At 65.8% G+C, this 14,317-nt stretch carries 12 protein-coding genes; 3 read left to right on the forward strand and 9 right to left on the reverse strand.

Annotated elements, in window-relative coordinates; genetic code table 11:
• Nucleotides 1–32 precede the first annotated feature (32 nt).
• Together purQ and purS are read right to left on the reverse strand one after the other, a co-directional pair.
• Nucleotides 33–710: a phosphoribosylformylglycinamidine synthase subunit PurQ gene (gene purQ / locus ACH438_RS14285; protein ID WP_397005040.1), complete on the reverse strand. Its 678-nt coding sequence runs from the start codon at nucleotides 708–710 to the stop codon at nucleotides 33–35.
• Nucleotides 707–940 (reverse strand): phosphoribosylformylglycinamidine synthase subunit PurS, encoded by a 234-nt coding sequence (gene purS / locus ACH438_RS14290; RefSeq protein WP_397005042.1) that lies wholly within the window; start codon nucleotides 938–940, stop codon nucleotides 707–709. The genes purQ and purS overlap by 4 nt, the downstream gene beginning before the upstream one ends.
• 154 nt (nucleotides 941–1,094) lie before the next feature.
• On the opposite strand from purS, the gene ACH438_RS14295 reads away from it, so the two are divergent.
• Nucleotides 1,095–1,739 carry an MBL fold metallo-hydrolase gene (locus ACH438_RS14295; protein WP_397005044.1) on the forward strand — a complete coding sequence of 215 codons (645 nt, stop codon included), beginning with the start codon at nucleotides 1,095–1,097 and terminating at the stop codon, nucleotides 1,737–1,739.
• A gap of 4 nt (nucleotides 1,740–1,743) precedes the next feature.
• On the opposite strand, the gene ACH438_RS14300 is transcribed toward ACH438_RS14295, so the two are convergent.
• From ACH438_RS14300 to ACH438_RS14325, 6 genes are all read right to left on the reverse strand, one after another.
• On the reverse strand, nucleotides 1,744–2,370 hold the full coding sequence (locus tag ACH438_RS14300; protein ID WP_397005046.1) for a hypothetical protein: 627 nt from the start codon (nucleotides 2,368–2,370) through the stop codon (nucleotides 1,744–1,746).
• 45 nt (nucleotides 2,371–2,415) lie between these two features.
• Nucleotides 2,416–4,728: an MMPL family transporter gene (locus ACH438_RS14305; protein WP_397005048.1), complete on the reverse strand. Its 2,313-nt coding sequence runs from the start codon at nucleotides 4,726–4,728 to the stop codon at nucleotides 2,416–2,418.
• 77 nt (nucleotides 4,729–4,805) lie between these two features.
• Nucleotides 4,806–6,194: a dipeptidase gene (locus ACH438_RS14310; RefSeq protein WP_397005050.1), complete on the reverse strand. Its 1,389-nt coding sequence runs from the start codon at nucleotides 6,192–6,194 to the stop codon at nucleotides 4,806–4,808.
• A 13-nt stretch (nucleotides 6,195–6,207) separates the two neighbouring features.
• A complete protein-coding gene (locus ACH438_RS14315; protein WP_397005052.1) occupies nucleotides 6,208–6,663 on the reverse strand; it encodes a hypothetical protein in 456 nt (151 codons plus the stop codon).
• On the reverse strand, nucleotides 6,660–8,084 hold the full coding sequence (locus tag ACH438_RS14320) for an APC family permease (RefSeq protein ID WP_397005054.1): 1,425 nt from the start codon (nucleotides 8,082–8,084) through the stop codon (nucleotides 6,660–6,662). The genes ACH438_RS14315 and ACH438_RS14320 overlap by 4 nt, the downstream gene beginning before the upstream one ends.
• A 42-nt stretch (nucleotides 8,085–8,126) precedes the next feature.
• A complete protein-coding gene (locus tag ACH438_RS14325) occupies nucleotides 8,127–9,038 on the reverse strand; it encodes a glutaminase (RefSeq protein ID WP_397005056.1) in 912 nt (303 codons plus the stop codon).
• A 131-nt stretch (nucleotides 9,039–9,169) separates the two neighbouring features.
• On the opposite strand from ACH438_RS14325, the gene ACH438_RS14330 reads away from it, so the two are divergent.
• Together ACH438_RS14330 and ACH438_RS14335 are read left to right on the forward strand one after the other, a co-directional pair.
• A complete protein-coding gene (locus ACH438_RS14330) occupies nucleotides 9,170–10,585 on the forward strand; it encodes a glutamate decarboxylase (protein WP_397005058.1) in 1,416 nt (471 codons plus the stop codon).
• Nucleotides 10,582–12,147 carry an amino acid permease gene (locus ACH438_RS14335; RefSeq protein ID WP_397005060.1) on the forward strand — a complete coding sequence of 522 codons (1,566 nt, stop codon included), beginning with the start codon at nucleotides 10,582–10,584 and terminating at the stop codon, nucleotides 12,145–12,147. The genes ACH438_RS14330 and ACH438_RS14335 overlap by 4 nt, the downstream gene beginning before the upstream one ends.
• Before the next feature lie 10 nt (nucleotides 12,148–12,157).
• Here ACH438_RS14335 and ACH438_RS14340 read toward each other — a convergent pair whose 3' ends face one another.
• On the reverse strand, nucleotides 12,158–14,317 hold the full coding sequence (locus tag ACH438_RS14340; protein ID WP_397005062.1) for a S9 family peptidase: 2,160 nt from the start codon (nucleotides 14,315–14,317) through the stop codon (nucleotides 12,158–12,160).

Here is a 14,317-nt window from a genome sequence, read left to right on the forward strand (position 1 = left end):
ATGCGGGGGCTATGCCCCCGGAGCCCCCATAGTTAAGCCGAAACCAGCGAATCCAGCACGGACAGGAACAGTCCCAGTCCGTCGTCGCTGGGCCCGGTGAGCGCCTCGGTGGCGTGCTCGGGATGCGGCATCAGGCCGACCACCCGGCGGTTGGCCGAGGTGATGCCCGCGATATCGCGCTGCGAACCATTGGGGTTGCCGCCGGTGTAGCGGAAGACCACCCGGTTCTCGCCCTCGAGCTCGTCGAGCACTTCCTGCGACGCCTGGAAGCGGCCCTCGGCGTTCTTGACCGGGATGAGGATCTGCGCGCCCGGCTCGTAGCGGGAGGTCCACGCGGTGTCGGTCTGCTCGACGGTCAGCCACTGATCGCGGCAGACGAAGTGCAGGCCCTCGTTGCGGGTGAGCGCGCCCGGCAGCAGCCCGGCCTCGCACAGGATCTGGAAGCCGTTGCAGATACCCAGGATCGGCAGGCCCTGCCCGGCGGCCCGGATGACCTCGGTCATCACGGGGGCCATGCTGGCGATGGCGCCGGCACGCAGGTAGTCGCCGTAGGAGAAGCCACCGGGCACCACGACCGCGTCGACCTGCTCGAGGTCGTGATCGGCGTGCCAGAGTGCGACCGCCTCGGCGCCGGACAGCTTCACCGCGCGGGCGGCATCGACATCGTCGAGGGTGCCCGGGAAGGTGATGACTCCGATGCGCGCGGTCACAGCCGGACGACCTTCCATTCCTCGATCACGATATTGGCCAGCAGCGATTCGGCGATCTGCTCGAGTTCGGCGTCGCTCACGCTGTCGTCCACGTCGAGCTCGAATCGCTTGCCCTGCCGCACATCCGAGATTCCCGGGTGTCCCAGGCGCCCCAGCGCGCCGACAATGGCTTGACCCTGCGGATCCAGGATTTCGGCCTTCGGCATCACCTCGACCACGACACGTGCCACGCGTTGCTCCTCAACTGGTGGGGCGGCGCCCGGACTTACGTACGTACCGAGCGGGGGTTTCGCAGATCAGAGTAGTTGGACCGGCCCGCAGACCCACTGCCGGGTCAGCCCGTTCGTGGCGCGGGCCACACCCTTCCGGAGTTACCGTAGCCATATGCGCATAGCCCATTTCGGACACTCATGCATTCTCGTGGAGAAGGACGGCACCAGGATCCTGTTCGATCCGGGCAACTTCTCCCACGGTTTCGAGGGCATCACCGGGCTCGATGCCATCGCGGTGACGCATCAGCATCCCGATCACATCTGCCCGAACCGCATCGAGGCGCTCATCGCGGCGAATCCGCAGGCCCGGCTGCTCTCGGATCCGCAGACGGCGCTCCTGCGCGGCGAGCCCTGGGAGGCCGTGCGCGCCGGCGAGGTGCTGAAGGTCGGGAACGTGCAGATCACCGGCGGCGGTGGACGGCACGCGGTCATCCACCCGGAGATCCCGGTCATCGACAACACCGTCTTCCAGCTCGGCACGCCCGACGACCCGTCGCAGCTCGTGCATCCGGGCGACTCGCTGTGGGTGCCGTCCACCCCGGTCGGCGTGCTCGCGATTCCGTCCGTCGCGCCGTGGATGAAGATCCACGAGACGGTCGATTACCTCCGCGCGGTGAATCCGCGTTTCGCCTTCCCCATCCACTTCGGGATCATCGCGCCCGAGGCGCAGGGGCTCTATTTCGGCCGGCTCAACGAAATGTCGCCCGTGGAAACGGAATTCCGCGTCATCCAGGCCGAGGATCACACCGAATTCTGAGCGGTCACAACCAGCCGAGCGCGCCGAACACGATCAGGCCGAGGGCGTCGATTCCCAGGATCGCGCCCACGGCAAGGGCTTTCGACCGCACCGACGGCAGGTCGTACACCCAGAAACAGGCGATGAAGAACGGCACATAGCCGAGCAGCCAGATCAGGTACGGGACGCCGGCGTGCCACCAGGACCAGTCCCAGGTGAGCACGCCCGCCTTGTTCAGCAGCACCTCGACGCAGACCGCGGCGGCCGAATTCACGGCGATCAGCACGGGCCGGTTGGGCAATCCGAGAATTCGAGTTTCCTTGGGCGGCAGCATTTTCGCCGCCGCCACGCCCATGATGGCGAACATGAAACAGATCTCGATATTCAGCCCGATCAGGATCTGATAGGCCGTCGGGCCGCTGGTGCCCCATACCGGCGCGCGCCCGGTGGCGTGGAAGACCAGCGAATTCCAGATCTCGTTGAACCAGTCCATGCCCCACAGCGCCAGGCCGGCGAAGAAGACATTCCAGTTCCGGCGTTCCACCTCGGTCGCGTAGACGTAGATGACGACCAGCAGGAGCGGAATCACGTACCACTTGAACTGGCCGCTGTCGCGGAGCAGCGCCGCTGCTGCCCGGGCATGATCGGTCATGGCCGGGCAGCGTAGCGGTTGCCGCGGTTCATCGCACCGCGTGCCTCAGTGCACGCCGGACGGTTCCTCCTCGCGCACCGCCGCCGCCCGCCGCTGGATCTCCCGCAGGCGCGCGCCCTCCACGTCGATATCGGGCACGATCTTGCTGAGCCAGTTCGGAATCCACCACGCCCACTTGCCCATCAGCACCAGCAGCGACGGGATCAGCACCATGCGCACCAGGAAGGCGTCCAGCAGCACGCCCGCGGCCAGCGCGAAACCCATGGACTTGGCGGTCACATCGGGCTCCAGCATGAAGGAGCCGAACACGAAGATCATGATGATGGCCGCCGAGGTCACCACCCGCGCGCCGTGGTGATAACCCGAGACCATGGCCTCGGTGGGCGGTTTGCCGTGCACGAATTCCTCGCGCATGCGGGTCACCAGGAACACCTGATAGTCCATGGCGAGACCGAATACCAAGCCGATCAACATGATCGGCATGAAACTGATGATGGGTCGCGGCTCGGAGATGATGCCGAATTTGCCGTCCTGGAATATCAGCACCGTCGCACCGAAAGTGGCGGCCATGGATAGCAGGAAGCCGAGCGCGGCCGTCAAAGGCACCAGGACGGAACGGAATACGGCGATCAGCAGCAGGAACGCCGCGCCCGCCACAATGGCCAGATACGGCACGATCTTGCTCAGCAGCACATGGTCGATATCCGCGTAAATGGCTGTGGTGCCGGTGATTCCGTATTGCATGCCGTATTGCGCCTGGAGTTGCGCCTCGGCGTCGCGGGCCTCGCTCACCAGGTTCTTGGTGTCCTGATCATTGGGCCCGGTCTTGGGCACGCCCTGGAATTGCGCGCCCTGCCCGTCGGGACTGAGCACCGGGTTGGTCACGTAGTTCATGTCCGAGTAGGAGGCGAGCTTGTCGTGCAATGCGTCGAGCGCCGCCTGCCGCTGATCCGCCGGCACCTTCGACAGGTCGACGGCGATCTGCAGCACGCCGTTGCTGCCCGCGCCGAAGCCCGCGGTGCGCAGGTCGTACGCCTTCCGGATGGTGGTGGTCTTGGGCATGCTGTCCTCGCCGGGCAGGCCCAGCTGAATCCTGGTGGCGGGCAAGGCGAGCAGGCCCAGCACCAGAATGCTCAGGATCAGCGCCACCACGGGCATACGCCCGATCGCCCGGCCGACCCGCATGCCATTGGTGACCTGGGTGTCGTCCTCCGGATCGTGCTGTGCGATGCCGGGGATCTTCGGCTTGAACAGGAATCGCCCCAGCGCGCCCAGCAGCGCCGGCATGAGGGTGAGCGCCACCAGCACCGCGAATCCGGCCGCCACCGCGCCGCCAAGGCCCATGAAGGTCAGGAATCGCACTCCGACGATGGCCAGCCCGACCAGCGCGATGATGACGGTGAGGCCCGCGAACACCACCGCCGAGCCCGCGGTGCCCAGCGCCACGCCCGCGGCTTCCTCGGGTGACTCCTGTACCGCCAGTTCATGTTTGAACCTGGACACGATGAACAGCGCGTAGTCGATGGACAGCGCGATGCCGATCATGGACGCCAGGAAGGTGGTGAAGCTCGGCACGTCGATGACGGACGTACCGAGGAAGATCAGCGAGGTCGCCGCCCCCAGCCCCACCACGGCCGTCACGATCGGCACGAACGCCGCCACGATGGCCCCGAACGAGATCACCATGACCACGAGCGCGAAGGCCATACCGATCATCTCGGACTTGCCACTGGGCTGCTGCTGCTCCATGGCCAGGGTGCCCGACATCTCCACGGTCAGCCCGGCCTGGCGCGCGGAATCCCCGGCGGCGTAGGCGATCTTGCGATCGTCCGCGGTGACGTCCGCGAAGTTCTTGATGGTGAACGGAACATTCAGTACCGCAACCGAATCCGGGTCCTGACCGTTGAGCACGTTCAACGGCGCGTTACTGCATTTGGAGATGAACGCGCTGGAGGTGCGGTCACCGTCGAGACAGCCCATGGACTGCGCCGCGGCGACCGGGTTCGTCAGCGGTTTGCTGTGATCGACGATGCCCAGCCCGCCCAGGTCGTCCACCAGCGACTGGATCGCCTGCTGATTACCCGCATCGGTGAGCTTGGTCCCCGCGGGCGCCCCGATCACGTAGACGGCGGTGACCGCACCCGGCTCGAAACCCTGCGACATACCCGGGAAATGCTTGTCCAAGATCTCGGTGGCCCGCTCCGACGGCAGATTGGGCAGGTTGAAGTCATTGCTCATCGGCTCTTCGAGCTTGGCGCCGAGGCCGCCCAGCACGATGAACAACAACAGCCAGACCGGCAACACGATCCACTTGCGCCGGTACGCGAACCTGCCCCACCGATACAGAAAGACGGACACGAGCGTCTCCTAGCTGGTCGCAGGGATCGTGCGGTCACTCCATCGATCGTTGAGTTTGCTACCTAATTGCCACTGGATCAAGCGTTCCGGTACGAGGCCAGGAACAATGCCTCGGCCAGTGCCATGTGCTCGATTTCAGTGGGGTCGACACTCTCGTTGGGGGCGTGGATCAGGCATTTCGGTTCCTCGACGCCCATGAGCATGATCTCCGCGTCCGGATAGGTGTCCGCGAAAACGTTGCAAAGGGGGATGGAACCACCCTGGCCCTCGGTGGTGGCGGGACGGCCGTACGAGGCGGCGAAGGCCGCTTCCATGGCCTTGCGGGCGGGCCCGTCGGTGCTGCCGACGAACGGTGAGCCCGTGGCCTCGGTCTCGACGGTCACCTTCGCATGCCACGGGGTGTGCGATTCCAGGTGCGCGGTAAGGGATTTCAGGGCATCCTCGGGCTTGATGCCCGGCGGGATCCGGAGGTTGAGGCGGGCCCGGGTCTTGGGCTGGATGGCCGCCGACGAGCCGACCACCGGCGGCACGTCCATGCCAAGCACGGTCAAGGCCGGTCGCGCCCAGAGCATGTCGGCCACCTTGCCGCTGCCGAGCAGATCCACGCCGTCCAGCACGCTCGCATCGGTGCGGAACTGGTCGGCCGGGTATTCATGGCCGTCCCAGGTCTGGTCGCCGCGCAGACCGTCCACGGTGGTGTTGCCGTGCTCGTCACGGAGGGTGGAGAGCAGCCGGATCATGGCGGCCAGGGCGTCCGGGGCCGCGCCGCCGAACATGCCGGAATGCAGTGGGCCGCTGATCGTTTCGACGGTGACGAGCACGTTCACATTGCCGCGCAGGGTCTGCGTGAAGGTCGGCACGCCGACCGCGAAATTGCCGCAGTCGCAGATGAGGAGGGTGTCGGCGCGGAGCAGCTCCACATTCTTCGGGACGAATTCCTCCAGGCCGCCGGTGCCCTGCTCTTCCGAACCCTCGGCGACCAGCACCAGACCGACCGGGAGGTCGTCCCCATGCACCTGGCGCAGGGCGCGCAGCGCGGTCAGGTGGGTGACGATATTGCCCTTGCAGTCGGCGCTGCCGCGCCCGTACCAGCGGCCGTTCTTCTCGGTCAGCTGCCAGACCGGGGTGTGCCAGGCGTCGTCGCCGAGCGGGGGCTGCACGTCGTAGTGGCAGTACAGCATGATGGTCGGCGCGCCGGGCGGGGCCGGGTGGTGGGCGATGACGGCCATACTGCCGTCGGGGGTTTCGTGCAGGGCGGCGTCGGTGAGGCCTGCGGCGATGAAGGCGTCGGCCACCCACTGCGCGGCCTTGTGGCATTCCTCGATCGGGAACTGGCGCGGGTCGTACACCGATTTGTACGAAACCAGTTCGGTGAGATCACTTTTCGCACGCGGCATGAGGTCGCGGACGGCGGAACGCAGCGCGGCGGTGCGTGCATCATCCTGCGTCCCAGTGGTTGTGGTCATCGGGTCTCCTGTCTCATTGGTGCGTATCCGATTTCACCGTGTCCCCCTTCTTCAGGGTGCCGGTTTCCTCCAGGTACGACGCAAGCCGGTCCGGACAATAGACCTCGATGGCGAGCGCGGTGGCGGTGAAGACGTCCTTGTCTGCGATGATCGGGCGGGCGCCGGGACCGCTGGCGCCGTTGGTGATCGACGCTTCGTAACGGGCCTTGATCAGCGGCGACGACGGGTTCTGGCACACCAATCCCCCGTCCTCGCCGAGCGAATCGGCGATCACCTGCGGATCCGGCGAGGCCAGCCCGGCCGCAGCGAGCCGGGACTGCAGCACCTGCGCGCGGCGTAATGCGGTGTCGTTCACCCGATGCTGGTTGAACACGATGATCCCCACGATCGCGATGGCCGCCAGCACCACCGCCACCACGATGTACACCATGCGGCGGGCTTCCTTGGGCGCATTGCCGAGTTCGGTCATGCCGCCGCCGCCTCGGGGATCTCGGTCCTCCACCCGGGCTGACGGAATCGCAGGAACAGGTACGGGATCAGCAGGCCCACCACGCCCATGCCGAGCCCGATGAGCAGCACATACCCGAGGGCATTACCGCTGCCGTACTGCGAGGGCGGCACGAAGCCGATGAGGAAGGCCGCGATAGAGGACACCGTGCCCAGCCCGCACAGCGCGATCAACGCCGGCGCCTTGTAGCCGCGCGGATGGGCGGGCTGATCCCGGCGCAACCGGATGGCCGCGATGAACATGAGCACGTACATGATCAGGTACACCTGCGTGGTGATCACCGACAGAATCCAGTACGCGCTGGAGACATTCGGGATGAACGCGTACAGCAGCGCCAGCAGCGTGGTCACGACGCCCTGCGCCACCAGCATGTTCTGTTGCACGCCATGCTTGTTCAGCCGGGTGAGGATCGGCGGCAGATAACCCTCCTGCCGCCCGATGAGCAGCAATCCCTTGGACGGCCCGGCCAGCCAGGTGAGCATGCCGCCCAGCGCCGCCGCCACCAGCATGACGCCCAGCACCGGGGTCAGGAACCCGATCTTGAAGTGATTGAAGAACCCGTCGAACGCCTGCATGACGCCCGCGGTCAGGCTCAGATTCTGCGACGGCACCACCCAGCTGATGATCACCGCCGGCACGATGAAGATCACCAGCACCAGGCCCACCGCCGTGGCCATGGCCTTCGGATACTCCTTACCCGGATCCTTCAGGGAGGAGACGTGAACGGCGTTCATCTCCATGCCCGCATAGGACAGGAAGTTGTTGACGATCAGCACCAGACTGGCCAGCCCGGTCCAGGCCGGGAAGAGATGATCGAAATCCATCGGCGCGGCGGACGGATTGCCCTGCCCCAGGAAGACGAAACCCAGGATCACCAGCAGCGCACCGGGAATCAGCGTCCCGATGATCAAACCCATACTCGACAGCCCCGCAACGGTTTTGGTGCCCTGCGAGGACACGTACACCGCCACCCAGTAGATGGTGATGATCACGATCGCCACATACAGGCCGTTGGCCGCCAGCGCCGGATTGATGATGTACGCGAAAGTGCTTGCCACGTAGGCCAGCAGGCTCGGGTAGTAGAAGATCGTCATGGCGAACTGGCACCACACCGCCAGGAACCCCATCGGCTGCGAGATCCCCTCGCCCACCCACTTGTACACGCCACCCGCCCAGCCGGACGCCAGCTCGGCCGCCACGAACGCGGTCGGCAGCAGGAACAGCAACGCGGGCAACAGGTACAGGAACACGCAGGCCAGGCCGTAGACGGCCATGGTCGGCGCGGCGCGCAGGCTGGCCACCGAACTGGTGGTCATGAGCGCCAGCGTCACCCAGGACATGTAGTTGGTGGCCGTGGCTGCCTTGGTCACCGTGCCGGTCATCAGCAATCCTTTCCGCGACGACGAGGAGCAGAACACCGAGCATCAGAAGACCGAGAAACCACCCGCGCGCACGAAGGCCTCGAGCGCCACCGCGCCCGATACCGAATTGCCCTTGTCGTCCAGACCGGGTCCCCACGCCGCGATCGAACAGGTATCCGGCACCACCGCGAGCAGCCCGCCACCCACCCCGCTCTTGACCGGCAGCCCGATCCGATACGCGTAATCACCTGCGCCGTCGTAGGTTCCACACATGGTCATGAGGGCGGTGATGTGCCGGGCGTCGTCCCGCTCGAGCAGCCGGGATCCGTCGGCGCGCAGTCCGTGCCGGGCGATGAGCAAACCGGCCTTGGCGAGTTCGGCGCAGGTGATGCTGAACGAGCACTGCCGGAAGTAGTGGTCCAACGCGAGATCCACACTGTTGCGCATGTTTCCGAAGCTCGCCATCAGGTAGGCGATGGCGCGATTGCGGTCGCCGGTGCGTAGTTCGCTCTCGGCGATCACGCTGTCGATTTCGAGGGCGGGGTTGCCGGATTCGGCCCGGAGCAGGTCGCGGAGCGCCTTCACGGCATCGCCGGTATCGGCCAGCAACTGATCAGCGACAACGATTGCACCCGGGTTTATGTACGGATTGCGCGGAATACCGTTCTCCAGTTGGAGTTCGATCACGTCGTTGAAGGCCAGCCCCGACGGCTCCCGCCGCACCCGCTGCCAGATGTCGGTGTCCTTGCGGCTCAATACCAGCGCCAGCGCGAAGGCCTTCGAAATGCTCTCGATGGCGAAGGGAACGTCCACGTCACCGCCGGTATAGACCTGTCCGTCGACGGTCGCGACGGCGAACCCGAACTGCTTGGGATCCACCTCGGCGAGGCCCGGAATGTAGTCGGCGACCGCACCCTCACCGATGTGCGGGGCCGTAGTGGACATCACCTGCTCGACGACATGCCGATAGTCCATAGCCTTGCATAGTAACCGTTCAGCAACGCTATCTTGATTACGAAACGATCGCTTGCCCAACCAGTTTCAATAGTCCGGGGACTGGCGTTGAATTCATGGCGAACCATGCCTTGAACACGACTGGAGGCCGTATGACCGGCAGCTCGGAATCCGACGACCTTTTCGCCATGCCCGGCCTGGAGGCCGGCGCGCCCAAGGGCGGATTCCCCAAACCCGAGATGCTCCCGCAAGTCGCCTACCAGGTCGTCCACGACGAACTGCTGCTCGACGGCGTCTCCCGGATGAACCTCGCCACCTTCTGCACCACCTGGGTCGACGAGCACGCCCGCCGCCTGATGAACGAATCCATCGACAAGAACATCGTCGACAAGGACGAATACCCGCAGACCGCCGAGCTGGAACGCCGCTGCGTCCACATGCTCGCCGACCTGTGGCAGGCCCCCGACCCGGCCACCACCCCCGGCACCTCCACCACCGGCTCCAGCGAAGCCGCCATGCTCGGCGGCCTCGCCGCCAAATTCCGCTGGCGCAAACGCGGCGGCAAGGGCGTCCCCAACTTCGTGTGCGGGCCGGTCCAGGTCTGCTGGGAGAAGTTCGCGCGCTACTTCGACGTGGAGATCCGCCAAATCCCGCTGCGCGGTGACCGATTGACCATGCACCCCGACGATATCGCCGCCCACTGCGACGAGAACACCATCATGGTGGTGCCCACCTTCGGCCAGACCTTCACCGGGCTCTTCGAGGACGTGGAAGGCATCAGCAAGGCCCTCGACGACCTGCAGGCCAAGACCGGACTTGACATCCCCATCCACGTCGACGCGGCCAGCGGCGGCTTCCTCGCCCCCTTCACCGCACCCGACATCTGCTGGGACTTCCGCCTGAGCCGGGTGAAATCCATCAACGCCTCCGGCCACAAGACCGGTCTCGCCCCGCTCGGCGCGGGCTGGGCCATCTGGCGCAGCATCGAGGATCTGCCCGAGGAACTCATCTTCAATGTCGACTACCTCGGCGGCAATATGGCCACCTTCAACCTCAACTTCTCCCGGCCCGGCGGGCAGGTGGTGACCTCCTACTACGAGTTCATCCGGCTCGGCCACGTCGGCTACCGGCGCGCCCAGGGCGCCACCTATTCCGTCGCCCTGCACCTGGCCAACGGGCTGCACCGGCTCGGCCTGTTCGACCTCATCCACGACGGCGACCCGCGCAAGGGCATCGCCGCCGTCTCCTGGAAGCTGAAGGACGGCCACAGCTTCAACCTCTACGACCTCTCCGAGAAACTCCGCACCCGCGGCTGGCTCGTCGCCGCCTACCCACTGCCCAACGACCGGCAGCACGAGACCATCATGCGGGTCCTGGTCCGGCACGGCTTCAGCCACGACATGGCGGACCTGCTGCTCGCCGACATGAAACGAGCGCTCGAATCACTCGACAAACATCCGCCCAGCTCCTCGCTCAGCCGGGAGGAATCCGGCGGCTTCACCCACAATGCGACCCCGGTCGTCTCGACGGAGGAGCTGCGCGCACGGCGCAAGGCGGCCGGTAAGTGAGCGCGGCCGAGCGGTCGGCTGCCACTGGGACTTCCGTCTCGTCCCCGCCGAAAAGCGTTGCGGGAACCACGAAGTATCTGACCGTCTCGGCCCTCGGCTTCACCACCGCCGCATCCATCGTCACCAGCCTGCGCGGGCTGCCCATGATGGCCAAGGAAGAGATGACAATGTTCGCCTACATCGGCTTCTCCACCATCCTCTTCCTCATCCCCGCAGGCCTGGTGGCCGCCGAACTCGGCAGCATGTACGCCGACAAGGCCGGCGGTCTGTACGCCTGGATCAGCGGGGCATTCGGCAAGCGGGCAGGCTTCGCCGTCATCTTCCTGTCCTGGATCCAGGTGATCGTCTTCTACCCGACCGGCATGAGCTTCGCCGCGGCCGGCGTGGCCTTCGCCTTCGACCGGCCCGATATCGCCCAGAACCATATCTACGTGGGCATTTTCGCCATCGCCGCTTTCTGGCTGTGCACGGCCATCGCCTTCGTGAGCAACCAGTTCGCGCTGAAGGTGACCCGCGCCGGCTTCCTGCTCGGTACCGCGCTGCCGGGCATCATCCTGGTGCTGGTGTTCATCTGGTGGATCTCCACCGGGCACTCCATCGGCTGGCAGCACACCCACAACCCCGACGTCACCACCGTGCGCGACGGGCACGACTCGCCGCGCTTCTTCCCTTATCTCGCAGGGCTTTCCGGGCTCGCCTTCCTGGCCGGCATCCTGCTCAACTTCGCCGGCGTGGAATCACAGGGCGTGCACTCCACCGAGCTGAAGAATCCGGCCAAGGGCTATCCGGCCGCCATCATGATCGCCGCCGCGACCGCCTTCGGCATCTTCACCCTGGGCGCGCTCGCGGTGGCCGGCATCGTGCCCTATCCGGAGATCAACTTGAACACCGGGGTTTTCGACGCCTTCAGCTCCGGCTTCACCGAGATGATCAGTTCCACCTGGCCGGTGCGCATCCTGTCCGCGCTCATTGCCTACGGTGCGCTGGCCGGTGTGCTGGCGTGGATCCTCGGGCCCAGCCGCGGTGTGCTCGCCACCGCGCACGACGGCATGCTGCCGCCGGTGCTGCAGAAGGTGAATTCCCGTGGCGTACAGGTCAATATCCTGATCATCCAGGGCGTCATCGTGTCACTGCTGTCGTCCATCTACCTGTTCATGGACGATGTCAGCTCGGCGTTCTTCCTCATCTCCGCCATGGCGGTGAGCCTGTACCTGATCATCTACATGGTCATGTACGCCGCGGCGATCCGGCTGCGCTACACGCAACCGGACCTGCCGCGCGCCTTCAAGATTCCCGGCGGCACCCTCGGCATGTGGCTCTTCGCCGGAATCGGTTTCCTGGCGGTCGCTTTCGCGTTCGTCCTGGCGTTCGTCCCGCCCTCACAGCTGCCCATCGGCAACAAGGGCACCTATATCGCCCTGGTGGCCGGCGGCGCCATCGTGTTCTGCGCGGTGCCGCTCGTCATCGAACGGATGAAGAAGCCGTCCTGGATCCCGCCGGACGAGGTGAAGGCGAAGGCGCTGGGGCCCAGCGCCGACACCTCACACCTGAAAATCGGCTGACCCGGCCGCTTCACGCGTCGGCGAGACCGACCGTGTCCAGCGCCCAGGCGAACTCGAACGCCGTCTCCTTGATCTTCTCGTAGCGGCCGCTGACCCCGCCGTGCCCGGAGGTCATATCGGTCTTCAGCAGCAGCTGCGAGTCACCGGTCTTGGTGGCGCGCAGTTTCGCGACCCACTTGGCCGGTTCCACGTACATGACTCGGGTGTCGTTCAGGCCCGTGATGGCGAGGATGGCCGGGTAGTCCTTGGCCGCCACGTTCTCGTACGGCGCGTACGACTTCATGTACTCGTAGACTTCCTTGTCCGCCAAGGGATTACCCCACTCGTCCCATTCGGTGATGGTGAGCGGCAGCGACGGATCCAGGATGGAGGTCAGCGGGTCCACGAACGGCACATTGGTGAGAATGCCCGCGAACAGCTCCGGCGCCAGGTTCGCCACCGCGCCCATGAGCAGACCGCCCGCGCTGCCGCCGTCGGCCACGATGCGACCGGCCGCCGTCACCCCGGTATCCGCGAGATGCCTTGCCACCGCAACGAAATCGGTGAAGGTGTTCTTCTTGGTGAGCATCTTGCCGTTGTCGTACCAGAGCCGCCCCAGCTCACCGCCGCCACGCACGTGCGCGACCGCGAACACCATGCCACGGTCCATCAGCGACAGGCGCGGCACCGAGAAGTACGGGTCGATCGGGGACTCGTAGGAGCCGTACCCGTACAACAGCAGCGGCTTCGGGCCCGCCGGCGCGTCCCTGCGCATCACCAGCGAGATCGGCACCCGGGTGCCGTCCTCGGCGACCGCCCAATCCCGTTGCTGCACATAGTCGTCGGGGTTGTAGCCGCCCACCACCTCCTGCTCCTTGCGCAGGATCAGCTCGCCCGTGCCGGGGACATAGTCGTACACCCGCGTGGGCGTGATGAAGGAGGTGACCGCCACGCGCAGCATCGGCAGATCCCACTCCGGGTTACCGCCCAGCCCGGCCGAGAACAGCGACAGCCCGAAGTCGATGTCCGTCAACTCGCCCAGGCCGTCGGCGGTCAACGGCCACAAGGCGATTCGCGGCGTCGCGTCCTTGCGGTAGCTCAGCACCAGCTTGTCGGCGAAGGAATCGATGCCCTCCAGCCGCACATCGTCGCGATGCGGGATGAGCACGGTCATGTCGGCCGGATCGTCCAGCGGGGCCACGGCGAGCACGAAGTTCACCGCCTTCACCCCGTCCACCACATCGTTGTGCAGGATGAGCAGCTTGTCCGCACCGCCGATGACCGCGTGCTCGGCCGAATACTCCACGCCCTCACGGCGCGGCATCAGCACCCGGAACTCGCCCTCCGGGTTGTCCGCTTCCAGGATCCAGTCCTCGCTGGTGATCTTGGAGCTGCTGCCGATGACCAGATACTTCTTCGAATGCGTGATGCCGACGCCGACCGAGAACGCCTCGTCCTCCTCGTGGAAGACCAGCACATCGGCCTCGTGGCCGGTGCCCACCCGGTGCCGCCACACCTTGTCGGCCCGCCAGGCGTCGTCCACCGTCTGATAGAAGAGATGCGTGCCGTCCGGCGACCAGGTCGCGCCGTAGAAGATCCCGGAGATCTCATCGCTCAGCAGCTCACCGGTGCGCAGGTCCTTGATACGCAGCGTGAATCGCTCATCGCCGGACGTATCGACCGAATAGGCCAGCAGATCCCCCGCGCGGCTGAGGGAGAACGCGCCCATGGAGAAGAAATCGTGGCCCTCGGCCAGTACGTTCTCGTCCAGCAGCACCTCCTCCCCCGGGATCTCGACATCGGGGGCCAGCGTCGGCGGGTTCCAGTCACCGGGATCGGCGATCGGGCAGCGGCAGTGCACGCCGTGCTGCTTACCTTCGAACGAGCGCGAGTAGTACCAGTAATCACCGCGGCGAGTGGGCAGTGACATATCGGTTTCGCGGATACGGCCCTTGATCTCCTCGAACAGCTTCTCCCGCAGCGGGGCCAGCCGCTCGGTCTGCGCCTCCGTATACGCGTTCTCCGCCTCCAGATACGCGATGACCTCGGGATTCTCCTTCTCCCGCAGCCACTCGTACTCATCGGTGAAGACATCCCCGTGGTGCACGCGCTCCGTCGGCACCCGCTTGGCGATCGGCGCCGTCACCACTGCGCCGGATTGTGAGGTCGCGCTACCACTGTCCAAAGCCAT

This window comes from Nocardia sp. NPDC020380 (assembly GCF_044386975.1).
Lineage (GTDB): Bacteria > Actinomycetota > Actinomycetes > Mycobacteriales > Mycobacteriaceae > Nocardia.